Origin of the sequence: Lacihabitans lacunae (genome assembly GCF_042649125.1) — a bacterium.
Lineage (GTDB): Bacteria > Bacteroidota > Bacteroidia > Cytophagales > Spirosomataceae > Leadbetterella > Leadbetterella lacunae.
This window is the reverse complement of sequence record NZ_JBHRYQ010000001.1, coordinates 259,563-283,418: the sequence shown is the minus strand read 5'-3', so window position 1 is coordinate 283,418 and position 23,856 is coordinate 259,563. Positions and strand designations below refer to the sequence as shown.

Sequence of the window (23,856 nt, the reverse complement as noted above, 5' to 3'; positions counted from 1 at the left end):
GTATTATAATGATAATTCATCTCTTACTTCCATAAGTGCGAAACCTAGTAAGTTAAGCCCCAACCATTTTTCCGGTTTGTTTATTTCAGTATGGCTTACAGCCATACCTATTCCCCATAATGGATCATACGGACTTGCTTCTACAAGTACTTTGTTTTCAGTATTTAATAAAAACATTTTAAGCTCTTGGTTTTGGCTAAATTTATGAAGGTTTCCTTCTTTAACTATCTGAAACCTATTTTTCATCCATATTTTATCAATATAACCTTTAACTTCCCTTCCTGCCTTTTTAGCATCCGAAGCTGTCTCTGAATTTAAAACTTTCTGTAGTGTTTCGTCGTCTTTAAAAAGTTCAGCTTTTTTGGCCATCATCCAATGTTCAGCAGTTTTATACTCTTTTTCTTCTACTACAAAAGCACCCTCCCACCACTGACTGAAGCAAGATTTAGAAACTTTTCCACTTTTTGAAGGAGTATGTCCCCAAAAGAAAAGAAATTCATTATTTTCTTTAAGTTTATTTACTGAATATTTCATTAGATAGCTTTATTTGAGTAAGAAATTCACCTTCAAGTGTTTTGAATGAATCAGTTGTAAAAACTCGTTCAAAACACGTTAAACTATCAAAGCCTTTACTGAAAATACCGTGGCTAATCGCTAAAAAAAGTTTACCTGCATTTTTATTTTTAAGCTCCTCAGCTAAACCGATAAATGTTCCTCCCCCATCGCAGATGTCATCTACAATTAAACAGTCTTTATTTTGTAAACCTTCTGAATAGACTTTAAAACCAGATAGTTTTCCTGTTTTAACATTTCGACTTTTGCTACATTCTACCACATCTATCCCACCTAAAAATTCCGAAACTTTATAGATTTTTTTAAGTGCACCACCATCTGGAGAAATAAGTAAAACTTCTGTTCCTGTTACTTGAATTACTTTTTCTATAAATTTGTGGTTTGTTATTACTTCGCAATTGTTAAGAACTGCTGCTGTAACTTCAGAATGAGCATCGAAAACATACACTTTCCTAAACTTGAATCCATTAATAATATCTGCATAAACTTTTACTGAAAGTGCCTCACCTCTAACCATTACCCTATCTTGTCTTGCAGATGGGAAATAAGGAATAATTAAAGTGTCTAATTTAGCTTCCATTCTACGAAGAGCATCTACGGCTAAACAAAGTAAGCCTAAATCATTGAATGAATTTAGCCTGTGAGTAATTGTGATATTTTTAGATTTATCAAAATCAGAATTGATTTTAATATGTGGCTCCCCTCCAGAGAATGTGAAGCTTTCAAATTTAATCTCATCACCTACTATAGGTTTGAAATTTACGTCTAGATTTAATATCATTATTTTTATTTTGTGTAATTATTACGCAAATATACAATCATTATTTCTACCAGCAAATACTTTGTGTAATAATTACGCAAAATTTATATCAAACAAAAAACCCTCTTTTAGTAACTTATTGTATTTAAGCTTATTAAACTTATAAAGCTTCGCAGGTCTTCCTTTAGTTTTAAGTCCATACTTATTTGTTTCTTCTACTATCCCAAAGCTCAATATCTTTTTTCTAAAATTCCTCCTATCTATTTCTTTTTCTAAAATAATACAATATAAATTTTCTAGATCAGAAAAAAGGAACTCTTTCGAAAGTAAATCAAAGCCTATTGGTTGATATGTAAGTTTACTTTGAAGCCTTTCCTTGGCAGTTTGTAATATTTCAAGGTGATCAAATGCCAAAGTAGGTAATTCATTAATAGGAAACCATTTGGCATCTTCGGCATCAGTATCTGCAGTTAATATTAATTTAGTTGAATTAACCAATGCAAAATATGCAATAGAAATAACCCTAAACCTTGGGTCGCGATTAATATCATCACCAAAAGTAAAAAGTTGTTCTAAATAGTTTACTTTAATTCCAGCTTCTTCTAGTAACTCTCTATTTACCGCCTCAAATAAAGTTTCTTCATTTTTTACGAATCCTCCAACTAATGCCCATTGGTTTTTAAGAATTCCAAACTTTTGTTTGATAAGCAAAACATTCAATTTATTTTCGGAATAACCAAAAACTATAGCATCTACTGCAATTTTAATATTTTGTACAATCTCCATTAATAATATGCGTATATATTACGCTAATATAGAAATAACATTTGTAAAGGTCAGCTGCGATTATTTAAACTATTTTCGTAGGTAAACATTTTAGATTTTAATGTGAGGAATATTAAATTTTTTAGTTTCGTAAAAATAATATTTATGCTAAAGATTGACTACCTCGATAAGCTTTGATCCGATACAAATTCATTGAACATTTTTTGCTCATATTGCTTTTCTGGTAACAAGTCCTCTATTTTTTGATCACTTTGGCGAATCGGGGAATAAAACCTCCATTTCCAGATTGGTCTATGTTTTAGAAATATATGCTTTTCTAAAAATTCATCATGAACATATACTCCAAAATTGAATCTTACAATGAGAAACAATACCGACGAAAATAGTATGGAGAGAATAAATTTCTTTTTCATTTTAAATCTCTAAAATTTACCTCTCCGAAAACGCCAATTTAATACCTAGCAAAATAAAGACACAGCCCGTTACTTGGTCTATCCATGTTTTGATTTTATAGTTTTGCCTGATTTTGTTTGAAAGTTTTGAGGCGAAAATTGCTAAAATAAGGCACCAGATAGTACCCGTGAGCAAGAAAGTAAGCCCGAGTATCAGAAAAGGTACTGGACTTTTTACATAGTTTGGATCGATGAATTGTGGTAAAAAAGCCAAGAAAAACAAGGCTACTTTAGGATTTAAAACATTAGTTAATACTCCCGAAAGATATACTTTTCTGTAATTGATGGTTTGGGGTTCTAGGTCTAACTTAAAACCTTTTGAGCTTTTTTGAATGAATAATTTGACTCCTAAAAAAATCAAATACGCTGCTCCTAAATATTTTACAATTTCGAAAGCCAAAGCAGACTGAGCCAATAAAATTGACAGACCTAAAGTGGCAAAAACTATGTGAAAGATGGAGCCGGTAGAAATGCCGAGTGCAGACAAAATTCCGGCTTTTTTACCTTGAGAAATACTCCGCCCTAATATATACATAGTGTCAGCACCTGGTGTCAAGTTTAGCAATATACCTGCAAACAAAAATGCTCCGAAATTTATAATTCCAAACATAAATCCTTAATGATTGAAAAATGAACTACGATTGAATTTAAAAAGCCCCATTTTCATTCGGTGAATTGGCATCCATAACCTGACCTAAATCCCAAAGCTCTACTATTTTGCCCTCTTCAAATCTAAAAATATGCAAAACCGCAATTTCCATATCGGTTTTAACCACGTGCGAATGCGTGATTACAGTCAAACCATCTTCATATACCTTTTTAATTTCAATTCCTGTGTTGGGACTGTTTTGGTGAGCCTCTTCCATCGCCACTTTTAGTGATTCACGGTCGCCCGCAAAATATTGGTTGTGATGTATAAAATCAGGGCTCACATAAGCTTCATAGGCCTCTTGCACCATACCTGTGCCAGCAAGTGTTAAAAACGAGATCGCTTTTTCTTTATTTGTCATTTTCGGTTTGGGTTTTGAATTCGATAGAAAAAAACAGAATTAAACTAAAAAACACACTTAATGACTATAAGGTTAGTTTCATCATTATATCTGTTTGTTCATCGGTGCCTAAAACAAAAACATGCTTATCAAAAGCTTCAAACCCGTTTTTTGTATAAAAACTTATAGCCCTTGGGTTTTTCTCCCAAACACCTAGCCATACAAATTCAACCTGCTTTTCTTTAGCAATTTTCAAGGCACAGTCATACAACACTTGCCCCACTTTTTTCCCATGATATTCCTTTAAAACGTATATTCTCTCAATCTCTAGGCTATTTTTATCCTTTTGTTCGGTTTGAGAACTTCCAAAATTAATCTTCAAATAACCAATTACTTTTTCGTCATCTAAAACAAAATAAAACTCAGAATTAGGATCTAAAAGTTCTTCTTTTAACTTTTCATCAGAGAAGCTTTTATCCAAATAGGTGTTCATATCTGCCTCAGTATTAACTTCTGCAAATGTCTCAAAAAATGTTAGCCTGCCTATGTTTTTAATGATTTCTAAATCAGAGATTTCGGCTTTTTGTACTTCCATTTTTTCCATTTTTATTTAATATATCTTAAAACTAACAAATAATTTAAATGCTCATTTTTTGAAAAGTACTTTTCTTTTTAAAAATCTAAAAAATACTTGTTAATATCCGCAATAATAAAGCTTAAAGTAAACACGGTAAGTAAAACGAAATATAAAATTGGCTATGTATAAAATTTGTCTTCAATCCATTTTTGGGGATTATTGATTATGTAATTTCTAATTCTTTCAAATGATCCTGCATCACGAATTATATGATCGTGAAATCGAGATTGCCATCCAAAATCAGCATGGATTTCCCGCGATTTTATGGTCACAATACGTTTATATTGGTTTATAATCACGCCTAAAGTTCCGGGTTTCCATTTTTCGGATGCCGCGGCGGTTTGGGTGGATTTCGTATTGGAAGATGCCAAATCCGTCCCCATTGCACACGCAGAGACGCCCGAGTCGGGCGTCTGTACTGCGTGTGGGGTGGTATCCGAATTATTGATTTCATTTTTTTTCGAATCAGATGATTTTTTAGCAATGCCATCATCTGTATTATCAATCACGATAATTCCATGCACATGATTGGGCATTATCACAAATGCCTCCAATTTTACAAATGGGAAATGTTCGGGAATTTCATACCAATATTTTTCAGCGATTTGGCCCATTTCGGATAATTTTAAGTAAGGGGTTGAATTTGAGTTTATTTCCTCAAAATCAGCTGTCTTTATATCACCAAAAAAATGTTCCCGATTTGCGGTGCATATCGTCACAAAATATAAACCATTTGCAGCGTAGTCCCATGTTTGTAGTCTGGAAGATGGAATTCGGTATTTGTTTTTAAATTTATCTGCCATTTGTTTTATTGTTTGGATTATTTTAAAATTTCAAGAAGCTATCTGAAAGAGATTCCTCCGATTTAACGAGCTTCATTGTGCGGTCGAAATAAGATAGTTTCGAAATGAAATCGTATACATTCTTTTAACAAAAATGCACTTTTTTATATAATTATCAAAAGCAAGAAAAGAAGAAAATAGATCAAACAGGTGGCTAAATGATTAAAAACCAAAGCATTACCAATAAAAATAGAAACTAAATCAAAATTATAATAGCCAACCACGCTCCAAAAGTGTTTGCTTACAAGCATTGCAAAAGCCAATTTCTTCATTCAAATGATTTCCTCCTTCTGCATCTCGCATGAAGCAGTTTTTAATAGGGCAATGATTTCCTCCTTCTGCATCTCGCATGAAGCAGTTTTTAATAGGGCAATGTTTTAGTCCTTGTGTGTGTCCTAGCTCATGAATAGCCACTTTATAAAACTGTTCAGCCGCATTTTTATTTGATAACCTAAATGTAGACACTACGCACGACCTTCCCGGACAATACCCTAAACCCATAACTCCCCAATCTGCAGTTTTCCCTTTTGTGGTACTAATGTCTTTATTTGTCAAGCCAATCACTATTGAATCTCCTTTATTATTCTGACCTAAAAATCGTATAAGACTATCAGCTCGATAGCGATTGCGTGGAGCATAATACGCTTGCTGGGGAAGTAAAACAGACTTCTTTAATACTGTAGCTGGGTATATTTTTTTTATTTGACGATAAACTTCCTTTGATATAGATGTTTTAAAATCACCGAATGGCTGAATGACAATTACCTTTTTAGAATCGGGAATATCACTAGAACAGGAAATAAACCAAAGTCCAAAAATTACAAAAACTAAGTGTACGTACTTCGATTTCATTTATGCTTAAACTTTAAAAGTTTTCGCCGATTTAAAATAATATAATTATAAATATAGAAATTCGTATTTTTAAAGGTTAGCATACTAAGAATTATTCAATAATGAAAGCATTGACCAAGCTCTGATTTATAAGAAAACATGCCTTGCATGACTTCACAAACATTATTTGTTAGATGATATTCATCCAAGGGTTCTGTGTAATTACTATTCATATTTCGGAAATCAATTTTCCTCGAATGAGCGTTAATTACCCAAACATGTAAGGTAGTATTCGCTTTGTACGATACGGGTCGATACACCCCTAAAGTTACAACTTGTGCACTGATATTTTTAACTAATTCACTTCTAAAATTTGCCTTGGTTCTTGTAAAACCTTCGATTTGAGAAATCACCAACTGATCAATATTATTTTCCGAAAAAAGTAATGAATATGACTCAGGCAAAATAAATGACCCAATTATGTCTTCTCTCCCTTTTTTGTCTTGTGCTTTACTTAAACTTAACTCTAAACTCGATATTCTTTTAGCTAGATCTTCTAAAACATCTTTTCCCAGGAAAACTTGTTTCTTTTTCTTGTTTTCTCCCATAATATCATAAATTTTGGGCATTAAAATATCTGATGCTTTTGAAGATATATCGCGGTCATAAACTAATAAATTCTTTTCGGTTATGAGTTCTATATGGCTTAAAGGTTTTAAAAAACCAATCGTATTTTTATTTATTGGAACATAGTTTTTAGAAACATATTTTTCATTTATACATCCTAAAGAAAGGATGAAAACAAATATTAGAAAGATGTATGCTTTAGATTTTCTCACAGGAAACAATAGTTTTATCATTAATTTTTAAAAAAACACCTAATACCAAGTAAGATAAAAAACGATCTATTTTGACTCGTATCAAAAGAATTTGCTTCAATGATTATACCAATTATTTTTCTTTGATTTTTTTTATTTTACTTATTCTATTCTTCTACATATTAAAAAAAAATGCCATTGATTTTAAGAATATTTTAGTGAATTGGCAATTATGGAAATATTCATATCAAATAATAAATTTCGTATTTCGTCACGTGCAAAATTTATCATCAATCTATTTTTTGCGATTAGTATTTATATAATTCCGGAATTTTTCAAATGATTCTGCAATGGGAATTAAATGATTCCACACGCAGAGACGCCCGAGTCGGGCGTCTGTACTGCGTGTGGGGTGGTATTTGAATTATTGATTTCAATATTAATTTTTCAGCATTATCTGAATTATTAGCAGCCATGCCTTCATTTGTATTATCAATCACGATAATTCCATGCACATGATTGGGCATTATCACAAATGCCTCCAATTTTACAAATGGGAAATGTTCAGGTATTTCATACCAATATTTTTCAGCGATTTGGCCCATCTCTCATAATTATAGATATGGTATTTGCTTAAGATTTGATATTCTGAAATCTCCAATTTAAATACCAAAAAAAAACACCCGCTATTAAAAGGAATCTTACTTTTGAAAATTGGGTTATTTTAACACTTGTACATTGCAGCAAGGATGGAGGCTTTGTTTGAGCTCCTTTTATTTGGCTGGCGATAGCCGCCGAATAAAAGAGCGAGTGCCGAGAGCCTGCCCGGCTGCCCAAATAAAAAATAAAACACATGGAAGCCACTTTAAAAATCTGGAAAACAAATCGAAAAATCATTTCGGACCTTATTGAAAATTACAACATTGAGCAGCTTAACCTTACACCAGCCGGTTTTAGCAATAACTTGGTTTGGAACTTAGGGCACATAGTGGTGGCTCAGCAATCGCTTATTTACAGGGGTTGTGGTTTGGAAGCAAACATACCCGTTGAGTTAATGGAATTGTATAAACCTGGCACTAAACCGAGCGGACAAACAACTGAACAGCAGGTATCGGTATTGAAAGATTTACTACTTTCGGTGATTCCACAAACGGAGGCGGACTTTGCGGCGGGTAAGTTTGAGCGATACAATGAGCGGACTACCGGCACGGGCTTTAATTTGGCTACGGTGGCTGATGCTTTTGAGTTTAATAACTACCACGAAGGCATGCACTTGGGCATGATGCTGAATATCAGAAAGTTTTTGTGAGGAAGCTTTTTAAAGGAGAAAAAATTGCACATTTGACCTATCTTTTGATTTGTCTTAAAGCGTGAATTGAACTTTTGGAAGAATAAAAATTGATATTAAGGAATTCTGAAAACATTGGAGGTTGTCGTTATAAAAATTAGATTAAAATGTACGTTTTAAGTTAAAAGAGAATGTAAGATTAGCCTACTGATTTTGTAAATTTGGTTTAGGAAATCTGTTCAGTTATAAAATCGGAGAAAAAAGGCTTTTGTTGTACATTTTGAGAAAAACAAAAGTTATAAAAATTACAAATAGCCACTAGAAAAATATGAATTCATTTTGGATAAAAGTCGTCACTAAAACCGTACTGCGTGACCGAAAAGAAAATGGCATTGCGAAGCGAAAATACACAAAATTTGAACTTATGCGGGGGTATCGAACCTTCCAAATTATGTTTAGGCGAGAGGTTAAAAACCTTTTCCTGATTACTATAGGTGTATTTTTGGCGGCATTTGGCTTTAAAGGTTTCTTGCTAACCAACCACTTTATAGACGGCGGAGCCACCGGTGTGTCATTATTAATTTCGGCTTTGACCAAAATTCCACTTCACTATCTGATTATCTGTGTAAATCTTCCGTTTGTAGTGATGGGCTATCATGTGGTGGGTAGCAGATTTGCGTTTCGGACGTCTATGGCCATAGCGGGTTTGTCGCTGGTGTTGGCCACGGTGACTTTCCCTAACGTGACCAATGACAACCTTTTGGTAGCAGTTTTCGGAGGTTTTTTTCTAGGTGCTGGTATCGGTTTTTCTATAAGAGGCGGAGCGGTAATAGACGGAACAGAGGTGCTTGCGATATATTTGAGCAGAAAAGTCGGAGCTACAATTGGCGACGTAATTATCACCATAAACGTGGTGATATTTAGTGTGGCGGCCTATTTTTTGGGAATAGAGGTAGCTTTATATTCCATGATTACGTATTTGGCGGCATCCAAAACCTTGGATTTTATAGTAGAAGGAATAGAGGAATACATCGGCGTGACGATAGTTTCAGGCAATAGCGACGAAATACGAGAGATGATAATCAATAAAATGGGACGAGGCGTAACAATTTACAACGGCAAGAAAGGTTTTGGCAAACGAGGCGAAACCATTGATGCGGAGATAATATATACCGTTATAACTCGCTTGGAACAAAACAAATTAACCACTGAACTTGAGAAAATAGATCCGATAGCGTTTATAGTGATGAATAGCGTGAAAGACACCAAAGGCGGAATGATAAAAAAACGTCCGCTGGATCATTGATGGCTACTACAAAAAAAACTTCTTTATTTATATTTTAACCTGAAAACTCAAGAAGAAACTTCGGCCATCAGATGGTAAAATACCCGGACCTGGGTATCCGGTGGCTCTACGTGTAAAATAAAAGTTATTTGTTAAGTTGTTAACGTTTCCTTCTAACTTGATTTTCTTGAACTCGTACGACAAACTCAAGTCCATTATATAATAGGAAGGTATAATTCCGACTACTGCTGAAACTCCGCCTTCGCGGGCATTGGTAGCCTCTGTGAATTGCTCGGTCAGGTACGTATATTGAAACGAGCCTTTTAGTTTTTTGTAGCCTACTCTTAGCCCTGTTTTTAGGTTTACATTTGGTACAAACTCAACTTTTTTACCTACTATACCTGCTATTTCGCTCTTTTTGTATTTTGAATGGATAAATGCAGCATTACCAAAAACTACTGCACTCAAATTTTGATTTTTGGGGTTTGTGATTCTAAGAAAATCAACTTCCCCGTATGATTCGAGGCCCATTATTACTGCTTGGCCAATGTTACCTCTTCTTCTCAAAACACGATTACTGGCATCAGCAAACTGCACTTCGCCTATGCGGTTGTTGTAGTTGAGGTAAAACGCCGAAACATCAAAATTGTAAAAGGTAGTTTCGTAAGTTCTCAGCCCAAGGTCTAGTGAGTAGCCTTTTTCGTCTTTTAGGTTGGGGTCAATCACCGCCGAAGGGTTGGCGGTTCGCATGTCGCTAAAGGTGATGGACCTGTAGTTTTGAGAAATATTATTGTAAATCTCTAAATGTGGAGTAGGCTTATAACTTAAACCCACACCGCCTAGCACAAACTGTCTGCCGTTATTCCGAACCTCGTCAGTACGCGAAGCTGAGATAATATTTCCGGCCAAATCAAACTGAATGCTGCCGTAAAAACCTTCGGCTTTGGTATGGATATACTCATACCTTATACCGGGAGTAACCGAAAACTTGTCTGTCAGATAAAAAATATTTTCTATAAAAAGCGAGGCATTATTATTAGGGAAACGGTAATCGTTGGCTATCCCTTCATTGAAATTTGAAAACTTAAAGTCAGCATCTTTGCCTGTGCTACCAAGCCCCTGCACACTGTGGTTAAAGCCGTCATAATATCTACCGCCCAGCAAGAAAACAAACAGCTTGTCGCCCACAAAATATCGTTTGAGATAGCGAGCCTCCGCCCCCCAGTTCAGGAAATCGCCTTTTATTAGATCTCTCGCCGAATTATCGTCCACACTTGCTACTCGATTTGGTCGAAAACCCAATGAATATCTATACGCTGAAAGCCCAAAGACACGCAGGTTAAATTCGTTAGAAGGATTAAACTTATGATCAAAATGGACCGCCCACAGATTCCAATTTACTTTAAACCAGTTTCGTTCGCGATTTGACTGCCTTGGATCTGCCGCAAACATGGCGTCTGTTAGTCCACCGGGCTGCTGAGCGAGGTAATCGCTGTGGGTAAAGTCAAGACCTATACTGGTGTTTTCCGTGAATTTATAGTCAATATCAGCATAATAATTTACACTGTTTAGACTGGAGTTTGGTCGCCACCCTTCTGATTTTTTGTATTGGAAAAAAGTATAATAACTTAGTTTTTTGAGCGTACCGCTGGCACTCGTAAACGTATTATAAAAGCCAAAAGAACCTACACTTTGGCGAGCCACCAATTCTATTTTTTTGTCTTGAATGGGCTTTTTCATTTCGAAGTTTATGAGCCCTCCAAACTGTGTGCCGTACTGTAGCGAAGCCGCTCCACGCACAATCTGAATTTTGCCCACGGCCTCAATCGGCGGCGTGTAGTAACTTTCGGGATAACCTAGGGCATCTGCACTGATATCGTAGCCGTTTTGGCGGACATTGAAATTAGAAGTTCGATTTGGGTCAAGACCTCTGCCACCTATGCTGAGTTGAAGACCTGCCCCGTCATTTTCCCAAATATTAAGACCCGCTACCCTTGAAAATACTTGGCGGGCATTATTAGTAGCTAAGTTAGCAACCAACTGTTCGGGCAAGATTACTTCTGTTTTTTTACCTTCGTAAATCCCCATATTTTCTACAGCACGCATACGGGTAAAACCAAAGTCTGATTTCTTTTGGCTTACAACCACCTCGTCGAGGGTTTTATACAGCGTATCTAACAAGATCTCTAATTCAATATTTTGGTCAGAAATAACTACATCTTGTTTTACAGATTGAAACTCAGGAAATAGCGTTTGAAGCTGATATGCACCCGATTGTAGGTCATTAAAAACAAAACGGCCATTTGCGTCAGTAACTGTAGATGGCGAACCTGCATTGAGACTAACACGGCATCCTTGTGTTGGGTTGTTGCTTTTCCGGATTTTTACTACTCCCGAAATACTGAATTGGGCATTTGCCCCAAAACATATACATACAAATACGATACTCTTAAAAACCTTTGATAGTGTCATTGAGGGGTAAAATCCACGATTTATGTTTAAACGAATCATTTTCTTTGGCTAAATCTACTGATGGGTCTATGAGCGTTTTGCCCAAGCGGCCATTTAATGCTACATACGAATCCACGTACACTTTGGGCGACTTAAAGCCTTGTTTTTTATAAAAATCTCTTAAAAAATGAGCGTATTGCAGCATCATGTCTGGCTGGGTGCTCATTTGCTTTTCTTGAAGTGTGGTTAGAAAATTATTATTGTTTACGACAGTTTTCTTTCCTGAATCATCTTTTACTGTAAATTGAGCATAGCCGGCTTTCTCCATTAGCATCACTCGCCACGAAAAGCGGTAGCCTTCTTCGGTCCAAAACAATTCACCCGGGTAGACCAAATAACGAAAAGGAAACACAATTTGAAACAGAAAAAAAACAAGAAGTACCCATTTGGTGAAACTAGGGGCTATATATGTATTTAAATTCAGATTATTAGTTTTCGATAATCTAAACCACTTAGAGAGTTTATCAATAATGTTTTGATGAAAATTTGGAGAGAAAAATATTAAAGCTGCCACTATCATGATGTGAGGGAACATACCAATTGGAAACAAAATGGCCGTTAGTAAATGAAACACAATAACCGCCAAATAAGCAAATGGTCGTGTGCGATTTTTCCAAAGTAAAAAAGGAATACTGAGGTCATATATACAGCCAAACCAACTGAACAAATACGGAACCCATGCATAGTTAAAAAGGAAACCAATGACAGACATATCGTTTCGGGCTGGCAACCAAATTTTTAATGGGAGTGCATGTAACAGCCAATCTGAATTAATTTTGGCTAATCCCGCATAAAAATACAAAATGGCCATCATGAGTTTAAGCACATCAATATTCCATTGGGGAATATAGGAATTTTCAAGTTTTTTGTTTCGAAATGTATCTACGGAAAAATATACATTGGCGGGTAAAAACATTAAGATAAAACACATTAAACTTATGAAGTAATAATGGTTTAGATACGTGCTTTTGTCAATTAACTCGATATAAGTAAAACTTAAAAACAAAAGCACCGAGAAAATGCGATACATGAAGCCAAACGCTACACACAAAGCCGAAAACCCACACACAAAAAATAGTATGTAGGTGTATTGGCCCAAGGGTTTAACAAATTCAAAACCGAAGTAGGTAAAGAAAAATTGAGGTTTAATATATAAGTCGGCTATCCAGCCTTTGCTCCAAAAACGGATTATACTTCCAAAGAGCATTAGTCCAAAACAAATTCGAAACACGGCTAAAGGAGCAGCAGAGCTTATTTTACTAAAGTAGGCTTTAATCACCGTCGTTGTCTGTATAAGTTATGGTTATGCTCATAGCCGAAGTCATGTCAACTTTTAGCATTTTTATTACGTTTTGCATTTCGGTATATACCGCCTGCATGGCCGTATTATTGGTTTTCACTTCTTCGTAGAAGTTAGGTTTCAAGGCATTTATTTTAGTTTTACTTACTTCAAACTGAGCATTAATTAGCTCCGAAAGCATTTTTCCAGAAACCGCATCTTTAGCTTTTAGCTCATCCATGTATGTTTTAATAGAAGGTCCTTCGACTCCAGTTTTAAAGTTTTTCCCATTAAAATAATCTACATAGGCTTGGTGGGCAGTTAAAGCCAAGGTTTTTGAAAGGTCTTTTTTGTAGAAAGCCTCCACCTTTTCGGGTGAAACCACGCCATTGAGCATTGCTCCTGAAGGAATCCCAAATTTGCCTGAACGAATAAAACGCTCGTAATGTAGCACTAACCCATTTATCATCAATGAAGTAGATGATCCGATATCCAAACCGGTTTTTGAAACAAAAGTGTCTCTATATGTGCCGTTCCAGTCTGTAGTGACTTTGGTCAAAAGCAAACTCATTCTATCAGTTAGACGGGTAATGTATGCTAGTCGTTTTTGACCTTGTGCCGAATTAGCGGTATAAAAAGCTAGAATTTGAGCATCTGTGACCCCTACCCCATTTAACAAATAATCTAGAGCAGGGAAACCCTGATTGGCATACGAAGCCGGCACTTCGAGATTAGCACTTGTGTTGTCAATGTTTTCTAGGATGTTGTTGACATTGGTGGGATAAATATTATAAAAACTACGTATAGTTTCTTTTTCGGCTGGGCCAAAATCAAACAATTCTACTTTTTGCCATTCTGTGTAAGCATCAATCCAAGCAGCTCGAAATTCAGTGAGTGTGGCTAAATCAGGCTTTGCGGTAAACGCTGCTGACTTAGTTTTCATTACATCAAACTTTACTTTAAAATTAGTGTATGCAGGAATAATAATATTGTCAGCATAATGAGCCAAAACCAAGGCTCGATCTTTTCCCTGATCTACGGTTTCAGGCGTGGTGGTTTCTGAGCCATCGCCACAGCTTAAAAGCATACAAGTAATTATTGGCAAAAAGTACTTTTTCATTGTTGTTGATAGTTGCTTAAAACTTAAAGAATGGGGGCAGGTTAACCACCCCCATTTTATATAATTGATAATTAATTACAATTTAAATTTTGAAGTAATAGCATCTGCTGCTGCGTTTACTTTATCATTTGTTAAATCCCAAAACCCTGTTGTGGGCGTAATCAAGGCATTTAAAATATCATCAGAAAACTTTGTATTAGCTCCGTTCTGTGCACAATATCTTAATGAATATATAAAGCCAAGCCCCTCGCCTATAGCGTGTGCCCTTGAAGCATCCGTAGTTCCTGTTTTCCATTTACCCAAATACCCAACAGCCGCTGCTGCCAAGGCTTTTTCCATTTCTGTTCTTATAAATGTTGCTTGCGTTTTTAACTCTGTTTTGTCATTATTAACAATAGCAACACGTCCTTTCAAAAATGCAGTATAAATTTTTGAATAGCTCGCCTTATTATATTCCCAAATATATGAACCCAGAAACGACTCAGAAGTTCCCCTGGCAGCATCAGTAGAGCCAGCCAAATAGATAGGATTAAGTGTTAATAGACCGTAAGCTTCGTCCCAGTTATGCTCCAACTGCGTATAAGGCTTACCAGAAACAAGTGAATAGTTATCTGCGTCTAAGCCTTTATCTAATAATACATTAGAAATATAATCTAATTGAAAGGCACCGATAAGTGATTTCTGAATTACTTGGGCGGTTTCTACTCCTTGGGCATCTACTAAATAGTTACCTAGCTGGCCTGCAGTCCCTTTTTTGGCAGTTACACCTACTGATTTGCTGACATTCGCCATTTGTCCAAAAAGTGTTTCTAGTCTTAGTCTGGCGGTTTCTGCGTCTGCTGTGGAAGCTGCGGTTATGTTTCTTAATTGCACACCAGAAGTATTTAGAGCTGCTCCAGTAAGGTTAAGAGAAGCTATATCTGAGAATGGATTTCCAGTGTTTGAAAACATATTTATCATCACAGTTCCATCTAGCGTTTTATTGTTTCTTATGGCTTCTCCTAAGTAATAGTTAATTGCTTGGAACATCTTCAATCTGTCATTACCCGACTTTAGGTCTACTGTAGAGTCTCCATTGGCACTAATAAACAAACTTTTGTAAGGCGTACTGTCAGTTACTTGTGTATAGGAAATGTTTGCTCTTAAGTTTGGCGTAGCCTCTTCTTTTTCGCATGAAGTTAGGGCAAATATAGCTATGGCAGGTGCCAGAAAGTTAAGTTTTAATTGGCGTACTAAAGTTTTCATTCGTTCTGTTTTGATTTAAATTTTATTTAGACTTGTTATAAATAACGTCACAAATGTAAGAACGGATCATTTTAAAACAAACATTATTTAGAATTAATTTAAATAAAGATAAGGAATTTATGAACGCTATAATTTGACCCATCAGAATTGTGAAACAAATCATTAGAATAGTTAAAAACCCTTCAGGTAACATCGTTTAATTAACTTATTGTCCAAACGTAAGGTTTTAAAAATTCAGAAAAGTCTTTATTTTCTGAAGCCATTTTCACAAACGCGTGAAAACAAGCTATATTTTTGAAAAAAAAACGTAATTGTACCTTTCGATAATATATGAAACAAAATGCCGTATCGTATTAGCAAAATAAAGGAATTTGTAATAGTTTTGAATAACTCAAACCATAATTAAATGAAAACTATGCAAAACAAAATTTCTTCAAAGAAAAAGGTATGGATTGCTCCTAAAATGGAGAAAATGGAAATCCAAAGTGACTGGAAAACCTTACTAGCACCTGACGGTTTAAACAGTTAATTTACATGAAAACGATAAAAAATATGTCGGCAAATTCTAAAAAAACGTGGATTAGCCCAGCAATGACTGTCATGGAAATTAAAGTTATTCATGATTTACTAGCACCTTTAGGCTCTTAAAAAAACCATTTTAACTAATTAATCATTTAGCTCATGAATTACATAATTAATGAGGAAAGAATACTATTCTCTCAACTAGGCGACGAAGCCGTTATCTTCGACAAAAAAAACAACGAATACGTTACTTTAAACGAAACCATGTTTAAAATTTTCGAATCTATTAGCAATGGTAATTCACTGGAAACCATCAAAGAATCTTTATTAAATGAATTTGAAGTAGACGAAGAAACATGTGTTTTGGCTATAGAATCTTCAATAAAAAGTCTTGTAGACAAAGAATTTTTATTGGTTAATTGATGAAAAATAAATGCATCTGGTTTTTGGGTTTGTCGGGAGCGGGCAAAAGTACGCTCTCTACACTCCTAAAAGATAAAATCTCTAAAAACGAAAAAGTCATTGTGCTTGACGGAGACGTGCTACGAACAGGTCTAAACAACAATCTGGGTTTCACAGATGAAGACCGTATAGAAAATGGCCGCCGCACTGCCGAAGCTGCAAAGTTATTTTTAGCAGAAGGGTATTGGGTTTTAGTAGCTCTGATAACGCCCCTAGACCAAATGAGAGAAAACAATCGTAAAATTTTAGGAGGTTCGTATTTTGAAATATTCGTGGATACGCCTCTTTCGGTTTGTCAACAAAGAGACCCGAAAGGTTTATATTCAAAAGTAGCCTCAAACCAAATTCAAAACTTCACGGGCGTCAGTGCTCCCTTTGACATTCCGAAAGAAGCTGACTTGGCAATATTCACAAAAGATAAAAACCCCGAAGAATGTGTTGAGGAGATTTACCAGATTATTTTTTCTTAAAAATGGGTTGGATGTAGTGACTATTTAGGTAACCTAATAATTTCGAAATTGCATTTAAAAATATGAATCTTTTGGGAAGAACAAATGGTCTTTTGTTTTCAGAAAAATTAACTTTTGAAAAAAAATAAATCTGACTTTTAATAAACGCATACCAACTTAAATATTCATCTTGTAACCTACGATAGATTCTAAAAACCATAATTTTGGGCCACACTTTATCCCAATGAACACTATACTCCCATAGATATACAACCTTTTCCAAAGAATCGAAATCAGGCAAATCTTTAATTCTAAAATTATTGGCACTAAAAAATACTTTCAATAAAGAATTTGAAGCATTGTAGATTTTCTTCATCTTCAATTCCGCTGCTAAACTAATTAAAGTATCTTCAGTAATCTCAGGATAAGACTTTTTAAATGCAATTAAATCAGCAAAATCCTTTAACCTAACCCAACATTCTCTTCCTCCATGATGATTTAAAAGCATTTTAAAGATCGAAAATTTATCAGGTATTAATAAATTCTCTTTTTGATATATCCCTAGTTCTGTGTTGTTAAAAATATTGTCTGCATCTATATTATACTCTTCATATTCATTTATTCCCCAATGGAAATCTATATGAACATTCATTCCCAATGCTGAAGTTTTATCTAATCCAATTTCAGGGCTAGGAAAAGTAGCAATTATTTCATTTAATAAAGCATCTGTAATTTCATTTTCTATCGCCAATTCATACCCATCTGCCACCAAAACCTTCATAGCTTCAACTGCGTCTTCTGGTTTTACCAAAATATCTAAATCTCCTATCTCTCTTAGGGCATTGTTTTGATAGAGCTTTTCTAAGAAAAGTATCCCTTTGTAAGGAACTACAGGTATACTAGCGGCTTTTAATAAAAGCAATACTCGTTTCGATTCTTGAATCTCATTCAGGTTTTTTATGGCTTGAATTTTAGAAAAACGCCCTGCTGATTCTACGACTTTGTTTTGAATTTTTATTCTCCGCATAGCCTCGTAAAACACAGGCCTTATTCGGTGATACTGCAGCATTTTATCTACTTTATCCCAATCTATAGAGGAATCATTACTGAGATTTTCAATGTGCTCTTTTGAGCCATCGAGCAGTACCACTTTGATAGATTCTATTAATATCTGAAGTTCTTTTGAGACCATAGTTTAACTATAAATTGTTTGGATAAAATACTCGTCTGGATTACAAAAACCTGTAATAATAGTGTCATTGACCACCGTCCAAGCATGTCCTGATATTTTATTATCCTCTTCTTTTTTAAAACCAATAAACACTTTTGAATTAACCTTATACCATCTACACAAAACAATGGCTTGGTAAGCCTGATGCCTACATACGTTTTCCCAAGGGCTATGTTTAGCAATCAAATTTATGGCAAACGAAATATCTTTCACCAATTGCAAGTCATTTTTTGATTCAAATCTATTCAATTTCCAAGAATCAAACCTCGCTTTTTTCTTAAAGAAATGCATCAACAAATAGGTATATAAAGACAATGGAACACAAGCCAACAAAAGTGTTTTTCGTCGAAAACTTAATGATAAGAAGAGTTTTGCTTTTTTCAGGGCTTTGGAATAAAACCAAATTTAAGAAAATCAGTTTTATCAATGCATTTATTTTTTATAAAAAAATTGCACGCGACTTTAAGTAATAGCTTTATAAAATCTGAATTCCACTTTCTTGGTAGGCTTTTAGTTCCGCTTCTTTGGGGTCAAGCTCTGTGATTAGGTAGTCAATTTCATTGATACCACATACTCTGAGGTTCATTTTGGTATTTAGCTTTTCTGAGATTGCCAAAATCGCCACTTTTTTTGATGACCTAAAAATAGCTTTTTTTATCTCTACACTGTCCCACTCAAGATCCGTTACGCCAGCTTCTACATCGATGGCGTTGGTTCCCATTATACTTAAATCGGCTTTTATTTCCGCAAGTTTCAAAAATGCATCGCCACCAATTACGGTTTGACTGTAATTAGAAATTCTGCCACCTAAAATGATTGTTTCTAGGTTTGGCTTTTCTAACAACTGAATACTCGTAAAAGGATTGGCAGTTACAAAAGTGGCCTTGAAATTGTCAGGGATAATATTTATGAGTTCATGAATGGTGGTACCTCCGCCGATAAGCACCAGCATGCCTTCTTTGAGTAGCCCAAGAGCCTTTTTAGCAATTATTTGTTTCTTTTCTACTTCAAAACCTACCGAGTCTTTTTTTGGAATATACTGATTTCCGAGAGCCATTGCCCCACCTTTTATTCGGGTAATTTTGTTTTCAGCTGCAAGCTCAAGGATGTCACGCCTAATGGTGTCTTCTGACACATTCATAAGCTGGGCCAACTCATTTAAGGTTACTCTGGAGTGAATATTGATATGTTTTAATTCTAAACTTTTACGCTCTTTTTTATGTAATACCACCATATTAATGCTAAAATATAAGTCGCAAATTAATAAAAAAAATGGGCCATTTAATTAAAAATGACCCACTTTGGTTGTTTAGTTTGAAGGATCAGCTGGTGTGCTGGTGTTATTATTTCTCTCCGAAAGCGGATAAGGATAGAAATTCCTGCTTCTTTCTGATGCTGGTCTTCCAAATCTACGGCTATCTTCTATTCTCATTCCTGACAAGAATAATTCGATACATCTTTGGCGATAAATTTCATTCAATATAGCGTCTTGCGTATTTGCTCCTGCATATGCTGTACCAGCCGCTGCTACTCCCCAAGCATCCACGGTTTTGGTCATTACTTTGTTTAGTTCTGATACGGCTTCTGTCAAACTGTTTTTTCGGGCGTACGCTTCAGCTTTGATCAAAATCATTTCACCGAATAAATAAACCGGAATAGTTGCCGTGTTAGAAGTAAAGAAACTTGCTTTTCCAAGGTTGGTAGAACCACCTGCAGAATAATAAAATGCCTTTCTTCCATCCGTAGCAGTAGGCACCAATGTGCCCGTTAAGCCAAAGTCTGCACTAGGCTCTGTTACGTTTCTGTTGCCAAAAGTGTTAAAGAAAATAGGATTTGGATTTACATCATCAAAGTTGAACCCGCTTTTTGCAGTGTCACTTACTTTGTTTGCAGCTGCAATAGCGGCATCGTAATTTCCCAACATTAAATTGTATCTGGCTTGTAGAGCATAAACCGTGTTTGTGATATTTATGCTACCCACTACACCACTCGTAAATCCAGCACTTGGCGGATTCGCTGTCAATGTACTTGCGGCAGTTTCTAGCGATTTAATTGCCTCTTTTAACAAATCGATTCTTGAGCTGAAAGGTGCATTAGCAGCAACCTGAATAGGAGCCTGTTCCCAATAAGTAGCCAAAGTACCCAAAGCCAAAGCCCTATAAGTATGAGCATAGGCAAGAATACCAGATTTTATAGCTGGGTCTGGTGCGTTATTGATATTTTTTATGATGATATCCGCATTTGACTTAGTTAAATGTGCTTGGTTCCAAAGGTTATTCAAAATCCCATTTGAATTAATGAGCGAAGTACCACCCGATTCTAACAACACCTCGTCAGTATTACCTGCATTTAGCACTTTCAGTTGTTTGGTTGTTAAACCATCTGCTGTTATTGCTGCATAAATAGTTCCTGCTCTCGAAGTCGTAAACTTTTGCTGTAAGCCGTTTACCATCGCAATAAGCCCAGTTTGACTGGTAATTACCTGCTGCTCATTTGCCGTACCTGGATTGAGATATTCGCCAGTACATGCACCTAGACCCAATAAGGCAGCACTTAAGATTATTATATTTTTCTTCATTTTTTCTGTTTTTTTAAGATGGATAATAATTAAAATGACACGTTTAATTGAGCTTGGTAAGTCTTTGGAATCGGCACATTTCCAAAATCTACTCCTCTAAATAAGTCACTGTTTCCACCTGCGTTAGTTTCAGGATCATATCCTCTATATTTATCCCACGAAATAAGGTTTCTACCAATAAGCGAAAGTGTCCAGTTATTGATATATTTCATTTTTGGCAATTTATAAGTCAAAGCCGCTTCACGTAATTTCACATACGAGCCGTTGTCTATTCTCCATTCTTCTATCAAATAGTTAGCAAAGATATACCCTCTTGGCACTTCTCCTTTAAGCTCTTGCTCAGCTACTTCACCTACACCTACACCCTGACGTGTTCTAAAGTCGGCGTTAAATACCTCTAGGCCTTGAACTGCGTCAAGTAAGAATCTGAATCCAAGGTTTTTGTATTGGAAGTTAGAAGAAAACGAGCCCGTCCATTTCGGATTTGGGTTACCGATAATTCCGTTTACGTTTGTTCCTGACGGTTGACCATCAGCACTACGTTGTGGAGTGAAAGTAGCTCCAGTTTGAATCCCTTTTTCTCTTTGAGGAAATCCTTGAGCATTAAGCAGTAGTTCTCCATTGGCATCTCTTGCATATGGAACCGCAAAAAACACGGAAGGTGCTTGTCCCTCAATCAAAAATATCGGTGCTCCAGCTGAATTAGAAATACCAATCAAAGCTGTTCCTAATTTTTCGACTACACTTCTATTTCTGTTAAAAATCACATTACCATCCCACGTAAAGTTTTTGGTTTTTATAGGCATAAAACTTACACCCAGTTCAATACCCTTGTTGCTCATTTCACCAGTATTGTTCACAATAGATGTACCACCAGTAGTTGAAGCAGAAACAGCATTTACTACCAAATCTTTGATTTTTTGGTTGTAGACACTAAAGTTAACCCCAATTTTATCATTCAATAAACCCGCATCTATACCAAATTCCATCTCGGTCATTCGCTCTGGTCTAACTCTTGGGTTGGCTAACTGACCGCTTGGGATTATGGTGTTTTGACCTAAATAATTAATCGGATTAAACTGCCAAAAACGATCATAAGAACCAATACCCGTCAAGTTACCCGCTTGTCCCCATGATGATCTGATTTTAAGTGAATTTATCACATTCGAAAGTCCACCATTTTTCCATCCAGCCAAATCAGAGGCGATAAAACTACCCGATACTTTAGGATAGACTTGGTTAGTCTCGCTTGGTGAAAACTTAGACGATTTGTCTTGACGGATAGCACCCGTTATGAATGCCATATTGTTATAACCAAAAGTGGCTTGACCGAAAATACCCGATAAGTCATATTTATCTATACCATATCCAGCTGTTATAATAGAACCACCATTAAGTGTCTCGATAAATGGAGCCAACCTCTCGCCACTTGCTCTTGTAAAGTCTGACTGTCCGTATTGATAGCTATAACCTGTCATCAGGTTCATTTTCAATTTATCTGTAAGTTGTTTTTCATACCCAATGTTAAAATCAGTGTTATAAAAAATAGCAACATTGTTTGTACTCGAAGCAAAACCCAATGGATAGCGTTCTGCCGGAGTACCAGCCACAGCCTGATATGGATATGGTTTAATTAAGTTTTTGCCTAGCTGTGAATAAGCATCTACCCCCATTAGCCAGTCGATACTTAAACCTTTAACAGGCGTAAGGTTAAGTTGCACATCATTAATAGTGCGGTTTACCTGTTGAGTAAATGACATTCCTTCAATAGTACTCAGTGGATTCACACGAGTAGGCTCTACTGCAAGTAGCTGACCAGCGGCATCACGTTTCGTAATATCATAAATATTGTTTGTGATATTTATTGAGTTTATTGGGCTATAAAAAACGTTTCCGTTTGCCTTTTCATTTGCAAAACTGTTGGTATAACTTAAACCAACTGTCAGCTTTGCCCAAGAGGCCAACTGCTGTCCAACACGAGCACGAAGGCCGTATCTTTGAAAATCTGTTCCTACTACTATACCTTCGTTTTTGGTATAGTTCATAGATACGTAGTATTGTGTTTTATCAGTTCCGCCATTTATAGAAAGACCGTTATCTGTTCCCATTCCAGTTTGGAATATCTGATCTTGGTAGTCGTAACGCGTTACATCTACTATATTACTTGCCAAATTGGCAGTAACACCGTCTCTCACTATACCTACTGTGGTGGTTCCTGGATTGGCCGCAATTTGAGCTGCCGAAATACCTCCGATAGTATGTAAACGTAAACCTGTGAAACCAAACTGCTTTCCATACGTGCTGAAAGGCATTTTCTTTCTAAGCTGATTCATATTTACACTTGTAGTAAAATTGATTCTTGGAGCACCCGACTTTCCTTTCTTAGTAGTAACTATAACCACACCATTGGCCGCACGCGAACCGTATTGTGCAGCAGCAGCAGCACCGTTTATTACGTTTATACTTTCAATGTCATTTGGATTAAGGTCAGCCAAGCGGTTGGTTCCAGCTACCGAACTACCAATCTGATTGGCAGATGCAGTCTGCGAAACGTTTACTGTATTATTACTTGCTATAACTCCGTCAATCACATAAAGTGGATCTGAACTACCTTGAAGTGACTTCACACCACGAAGTCTGATCGTGATACCACCTGCTGGGTCTCCCGAGTTTTGGGTGATTTGTGCACCCGCTACTTTTCCTTGAAGTGCCGAAGTGATGTTGTTAGAACCTGTTTGACTCAGTTGGTCTGCTTTGATAGTCGTAATCGCATTACCAAGTGTTCTTCTAGACTCTTTGATCGTTGAACCAATCACTACCACTTCGTCTAAATTCATAGCATCGTCTTTCAGATCAAAATCTAGTTGAAATGCCGATTGATTGCCAAGGTCTAAAGTTTTATAAACTGTAGTATAACCAATAAATGAAACTACCAATTTGTAGTTTCCTGGCTTTACATTTAAGTTTAATTTGTAGTCCCCATTTATGTCAGTTGCAGTACCAAAAGTAGTACCTTCTAACATAACCGAAACGCCCGGAACGCCCCCTGTTGCATCTTTAACTTTACCTGAGAGCGTATACGATTGCTGTGCAAAAGCTGCTGTCGATAAAATTGTAGTTAGCAACAATACCCCAATAAATTTGAGAGAAATTGTCAAATTTTTAATCATTTAGTTTTTAGTTTAATGGTTTTTGAAA

At 35.9% G+C, this 23,856-nt stretch carries 24 protein-coding genes; 5 read left to right on the top strand and 19 right to left on the bottom strand.

Going from position 1 to position 23,856, the window contains the following annotated elements; all coding sequences use genetic code 11:
- Positions 1-3 precede the first annotated feature (3 nt).
- From ACFOOI_RS01050 to ACFOOI_RS01005, 10 genes are all read right to left on the bottom strand, one after another.
- Positions 4-534 carry an NADAR family protein gene (locus tag ACFOOI_RS01050; RefSeq protein WP_379834003.1) on the bottom strand — a complete coding sequence of 177 codons (531 nt, stop codon included), beginning with the start codon at positions 532-534 and terminating at the stop codon, positions 4-6.
- Positions 515-1,354 (bottom strand): ribose-phosphate diphosphokinase, encoded by an 840-nt coding sequence (prs, locus tag ACFOOI_RS01045; protein ID WP_379834000.1) that lies wholly within the window; start codon positions 1,352-1,354, stop codon positions 515-517. The genes ACFOOI_RS01050 and prs overlap by 20 nt, the downstream gene beginning before the upstream one ends.
- Positions 1,355-1,426: 72 nt before the next feature.
- Entirely contained in the window at positions 1,427-2,119 is a 693-nt protein-coding gene (locus tag ACFOOI_RS01040; RefSeq protein ID WP_379833998.1) for an NUDIX hydrolase, read from the bottom strand.
- A gap of 429 nt (positions 2,120-2,548) precedes the next feature.
- Positions 2,549-3,181: a LysE family translocator gene (locus ACFOOI_RS01035; RefSeq protein ID WP_379833995.1), complete on the bottom strand. Its 633-nt coding sequence runs from the start codon at positions 3,179-3,181 to the stop codon at positions 2,549-2,551.
- Positions 3,182-3,218: 37 nt separating this feature from the next.
- Positions 3,219-3,581: a nuclear transport factor 2 family protein gene (locus ACFOOI_RS01030; RefSeq protein ID WP_379833992.1), complete on the bottom strand. Its 363-nt coding sequence runs from the start codon at positions 3,579-3,581 to the stop codon at positions 3,219-3,221.
- Positions 3,582-3,645: 64 nt separating this feature from the next.
- Complete coding sequence (locus ACFOOI_RS01025; RefSeq protein ID WP_379833989.1) at positions 3,646-4,164, bottom strand: GNAT family N-acetyltransferase; 519 nt, start codon at positions 4,162-4,164, stop codon at positions 3,646-3,648.
- 152 nt (positions 4,165-4,316) lie between these two features.
- Complete coding sequence (locus tag ACFOOI_RS01020) at positions 4,317-5,000, bottom strand: transposase (protein WP_379833987.1); 684 nt, start codon at positions 4,998-5,000, stop codon at positions 4,317-4,319.
- A gap of 246 nt (positions 5,001-5,246) precedes the next feature.
- Positions 5,247-5,891, bottom strand: a complete 645-nt coding sequence (locus ACFOOI_RS01015) for a hypothetical protein (RefSeq protein WP_379833984.1) — start codon at positions 5,889-5,891, stop codon at positions 5,247-5,249.
- Positions 5,892-5,986: 95 nt separating this feature from the next.
- Complete coding sequence (locus ACFOOI_RS01010) at positions 5,987-6,730, bottom strand: hypothetical protein (RefSeq protein ID WP_379833981.1); 744 nt, start codon at positions 6,728-6,730, stop codon at positions 5,987-5,989.
- Positions 6,731-7,023: 293 nt separating this feature from the next.
- Positions 7,024-7,293, bottom strand: a complete 270-nt coding sequence (locus ACFOOI_RS01005; RefSeq protein WP_379833979.1) for a hypothetical protein — start codon at positions 7,291-7,293, stop codon at positions 7,024-7,026.
- A gap of 248 nt (positions 7,294-7,541) precedes the next feature.
- Here ACFOOI_RS01005 and ACFOOI_RS01000 point away from each other — a divergent pair, with 248 nt between their 5' ends.
- Together ACFOOI_RS01000 and ACFOOI_RS00995 are read left to right on the top strand one after the other, a co-directional pair.
- A complete protein-coding gene (locus ACFOOI_RS01000) occupies positions 7,542-7,997 on the top strand; it encodes a DinB family protein (RefSeq protein ID WP_379833976.1) in 456 nt (151 codons plus the stop codon).
- Positions 7,998-8,304: 307 nt separating this feature from the next.
- Positions 8,305-9,282: a YitT family protein gene (locus ACFOOI_RS00995; RefSeq protein WP_379833974.1), complete on the top strand. Its 978-nt coding sequence runs from the start codon at positions 8,305-8,307 to the stop codon at positions 9,280-9,282.
- A 27-nt stretch (positions 9,283-9,309) separates the two neighbouring features.
- On the opposite strand, the gene ACFOOI_RS00990 is transcribed toward ACFOOI_RS00995, so the two are convergent.
- The 4 genes from ACFOOI_RS00990 to ACFOOI_RS00975 all read right to left on the bottom strand — a co-directional run bounded on the left by ACFOOI_RS00990 (position 9,310) and on the right by ACFOOI_RS00975 (position 15,416).
- Complete coding sequence (locus ACFOOI_RS00990) at positions 9,310-11,733, bottom strand: TonB-dependent receptor domain-containing protein (protein WP_379833972.1); 2,424 nt, start codon at positions 11,731-11,733, stop codon at positions 9,310-9,312.
- Positions 11,711-13,048: an HTTM domain-containing protein gene (locus ACFOOI_RS00985; RefSeq protein WP_379840165.1), complete on the bottom strand. Its 1,338-nt coding sequence runs from the start codon at positions 13,046-13,048 to the stop codon at positions 11,711-11,713. The genes ACFOOI_RS00990 and ACFOOI_RS00985 overlap by 23 nt, the downstream gene beginning before the upstream one ends.
- Positions 13,044-14,171, bottom strand: coding sequence for an imelysin family protein (locus tag ACFOOI_RS00980; protein ID WP_379833970.1), 1,128 nt, complete (start codon positions 14,169-14,171; stop codon positions 13,044-13,046). The genes ACFOOI_RS00985 and ACFOOI_RS00980 overlap by 5 nt, the downstream gene beginning before the upstream one ends.
- A 75-nt stretch (positions 14,172-14,246) precedes the next feature.
- A complete protein-coding gene (locus tag ACFOOI_RS00975; protein ID WP_379833967.1) occupies positions 14,247-15,416 on the bottom strand; it encodes a DUF4856 domain-containing protein in 1,170 nt (389 codons plus the stop codon).
- Between the two features lie 406 nt (positions 15,417-15,822).
- On the opposite strand from ACFOOI_RS00975, the gene ACFOOI_RS00970 reads away from it, so the two are divergent.
- From ACFOOI_RS00970 to cysC, 3 genes are all read left to right on the top strand, one after another.
- Entirely contained in the window at positions 15,823-15,945 is a 123-nt protein-coding gene (locus tag ACFOOI_RS00970; RefSeq protein WP_379833964.1) for a hypothetical protein, read from the top strand.
- A 152-nt stretch (positions 15,946-16,097) separates the two neighbouring features.
- Positions 16,098-16,361 carry a PqqD family protein gene (locus ACFOOI_RS00965; protein WP_379833961.1) on the top strand — a complete coding sequence of 88 codons (264 nt, stop codon included), beginning with the start codon at positions 16,098-16,100 and terminating at the stop codon, positions 16,359-16,361.
- Positions 16,361-16,870, top strand: coding sequence for an adenylyl-sulfate kinase (gene cysC, locus ACFOOI_RS00960; RefSeq protein ID WP_379833959.1), 510 nt, complete (start codon positions 16,361-16,363; stop codon positions 16,868-16,870). The genes ACFOOI_RS00965 and cysC overlap by 1 nt, the downstream gene beginning before the upstream one ends.
- Here cysC and ACFOOI_RS00955 read toward each other — a convergent pair.
- The 5 genes from ACFOOI_RS00955 to ACFOOI_RS00935 form a co-directional block, all read right to left on the bottom strand.
- Positions 16,857-18,041, bottom strand: coding sequence for a nucleotidyltransferase family protein (locus tag ACFOOI_RS00955; RefSeq protein WP_379833956.1), 1,185 nt, complete (start codon positions 18,039-18,041; stop codon positions 16,857-16,859). The genes cysC and ACFOOI_RS00955 overlap by 14 nt on opposite strands.
- Positions 18,042-18,044: 3 nt before the next feature.
- A complete protein-coding gene (locus ACFOOI_RS00950) occupies positions 18,045-18,413 on the bottom strand; it encodes a lasso peptide biosynthesis B2 protein (RefSeq protein ID WP_379833954.1) in 369 nt (122 codons plus the stop codon).
- A gap of 142 nt (positions 18,414-18,555) precedes the next feature.
- Complete coding sequence (locus ACFOOI_RS00945; RefSeq protein WP_379833951.1) at positions 18,556-19,314, bottom strand: DeoR/GlpR family DNA-binding transcription regulator; 759 nt, start codon at positions 19,312-19,314, stop codon at positions 18,556-18,558.
- 75 nt (positions 19,315-19,389) lie between these two features.
- Positions 19,390-20,658 carry a RagB/SusD family nutrient uptake outer membrane protein gene (locus tag ACFOOI_RS00940; RefSeq protein WP_379833948.1) on the bottom strand — a complete coding sequence of 423 codons (1,269 nt, stop codon included), beginning with the start codon at positions 20,656-20,658 and terminating at the stop codon, positions 19,390-19,392.
- Positions 20,659-20,687: 29 nt separating this feature from the next.
- On the bottom strand, positions 20,688-23,828 hold the full coding sequence (locus ACFOOI_RS00935) for a SusC/RagA family TonB-linked outer membrane protein (protein WP_379833945.1): 3,141 nt from the start codon (positions 23,826-23,828) through the stop codon (positions 20,688-20,690).
- Between the last annotated feature and the right edge of the window lie 28 nt (positions 23,829-23,856).

Excerpts from the sequence above, each read along its gene's own strand:
- ACFOOI_RS01050 (WP_379834003.1), bottom strand. The coding sequence starts at position 534 with ATGAAATATTCAGTAAATAAACTTAAAGAAAATAATGAATTTCTTTTC.
- prs (WP_379834000.1), bottom strand. The coding sequence starts at position 1,354 with ATGATATTAAATCTAGACGTAAATTTCAAACCTATAGTAGGTGATGAG.
- ACFOOI_RS01040 (WP_379833998.1), bottom strand. The coding sequence starts at position 2,119 with ATGGAGATTGTACAAAATATTAAAATTGCAGTAGATGCTATAGTTTTT.
- ACFOOI_RS01035 (WP_379833995.1), bottom strand. The coding sequence starts at position 3,181 with ATGTTTGGAATTATAAATTTCGGAGCATTTTTGTTTGCAGGTATATTG.
- ACFOOI_RS01030 (WP_379833992.1), bottom strand. The coding sequence starts at position 3,581 with ATGACAAATAAAGAAAAAGCGATCTCGTTTTTAACACTTGCTGGCACA.
- ACFOOI_RS01025 (WP_379833989.1), bottom strand. The coding sequence starts at position 4,164 with ATGGAAAAAATGGAAGTACAAAAAGCCGAAATCTCTGATTTAGAAATC.
- ACFOOI_RS01020 (WP_379833987.1), bottom strand. The coding sequence starts at position 5,000 with ATGGCAGATAAATTTAAAAACAAATACCGAATTCCATCTTCCAGACTA.
- ACFOOI_RS01015 (WP_379833984.1), bottom strand. The coding sequence starts at position 5,891 with ATGAAATCGAAGTACGTACACTTAGTTTTTGTAATTTTTGGACTTTGG.
- ACFOOI_RS01010 (WP_379833981.1), bottom strand. The coding sequence starts at position 6,730 with ATGATAAAACTATTGTTTCCTGTGAGAAAATCTAAAGCATACATCTTT.
- ACFOOI_RS01005 (WP_379833979.1), bottom strand. The coding sequence starts at position 7,293 with ATGGGCCAAATCGCTGAAAAATATTGGTATGAAATACCTGAACATTTC.
- ACFOOI_RS01000 (WP_379833976.1), top strand. The coding sequence starts at position 7,542 with ATGGAAGCCACTTTAAAAATCTGGAAAACAAATCGAAAAATCATTTCG.
- ACFOOI_RS00995 (WP_379833974.1), top strand. The coding sequence starts at position 8,305 with ATGAATTCATTTTGGATAAAAGTCGTCACTAAAACCGTACTGCGTGAC.
- ACFOOI_RS00990 (WP_379833972.1), bottom strand. The coding sequence starts at position 11,733 with ATGACACTATCAAAGGTTTTTAAGAGTATCGTATTTGTATGTATATGT.
- ACFOOI_RS00980 (WP_379833970.1), bottom strand. The coding sequence starts at position 14,171 with ATGAAAAAGTACTTTTTGCCAATAATTACTTGTATGCTTTTAAGCTGT.
- ACFOOI_RS00975 (WP_379833967.1), bottom strand. The coding sequence starts at position 15,416 with ATGAAAACTTTAGTACGCCAATTAAAACTTAACTTTCTGGCACCTGCC.
- ACFOOI_RS00970 (WP_379833964.1), top strand. The coding sequence starts at position 15,823 with ATGAAAACTATGCAAAACAAAATTTCTTCAAAGAAAAAGGTATGGATT.
- ACFOOI_RS00965 (WP_379833961.1), top strand. The coding sequence starts at position 16,098 with ATGAATTACATAATTAATGAGGAAAGAATACTATTCTCTCAACTAGGC.
- cysC (WP_379833959.1), top strand. The coding sequence starts at position 16,361 with ATGAAAAATAAATGCATCTGGTTTTTGGGTTTGTCGGGAGCGGGCAAA.
- ACFOOI_RS00955 (WP_379833956.1), bottom strand. The coding sequence starts at position 18,041 with ATGGTCTCAAAAGAACTTCAGATATTAATAGAATCTATCAAAGTGGTA.
- ACFOOI_RS00945 (WP_379833951.1), bottom strand. The coding sequence starts at position 19,314 with ATGGTGGTATTACATAAAAAAGAGCGTAAAAGTTTAGAATTAAAACAT.
- ACFOOI_RS00940 (WP_379833948.1), bottom strand. The coding sequence starts at position 20,658 with ATGAAGAAAAATATAATAATCTTAAGTGCTGCCTTATTGGGTCTAGGT.
- ACFOOI_RS00935 (WP_379833945.1), bottom strand. The coding sequence starts at position 23,828 with ATGATTAAAAATTTGACAATTTCTCTCAAATTTATTGGGGTATTGTTG.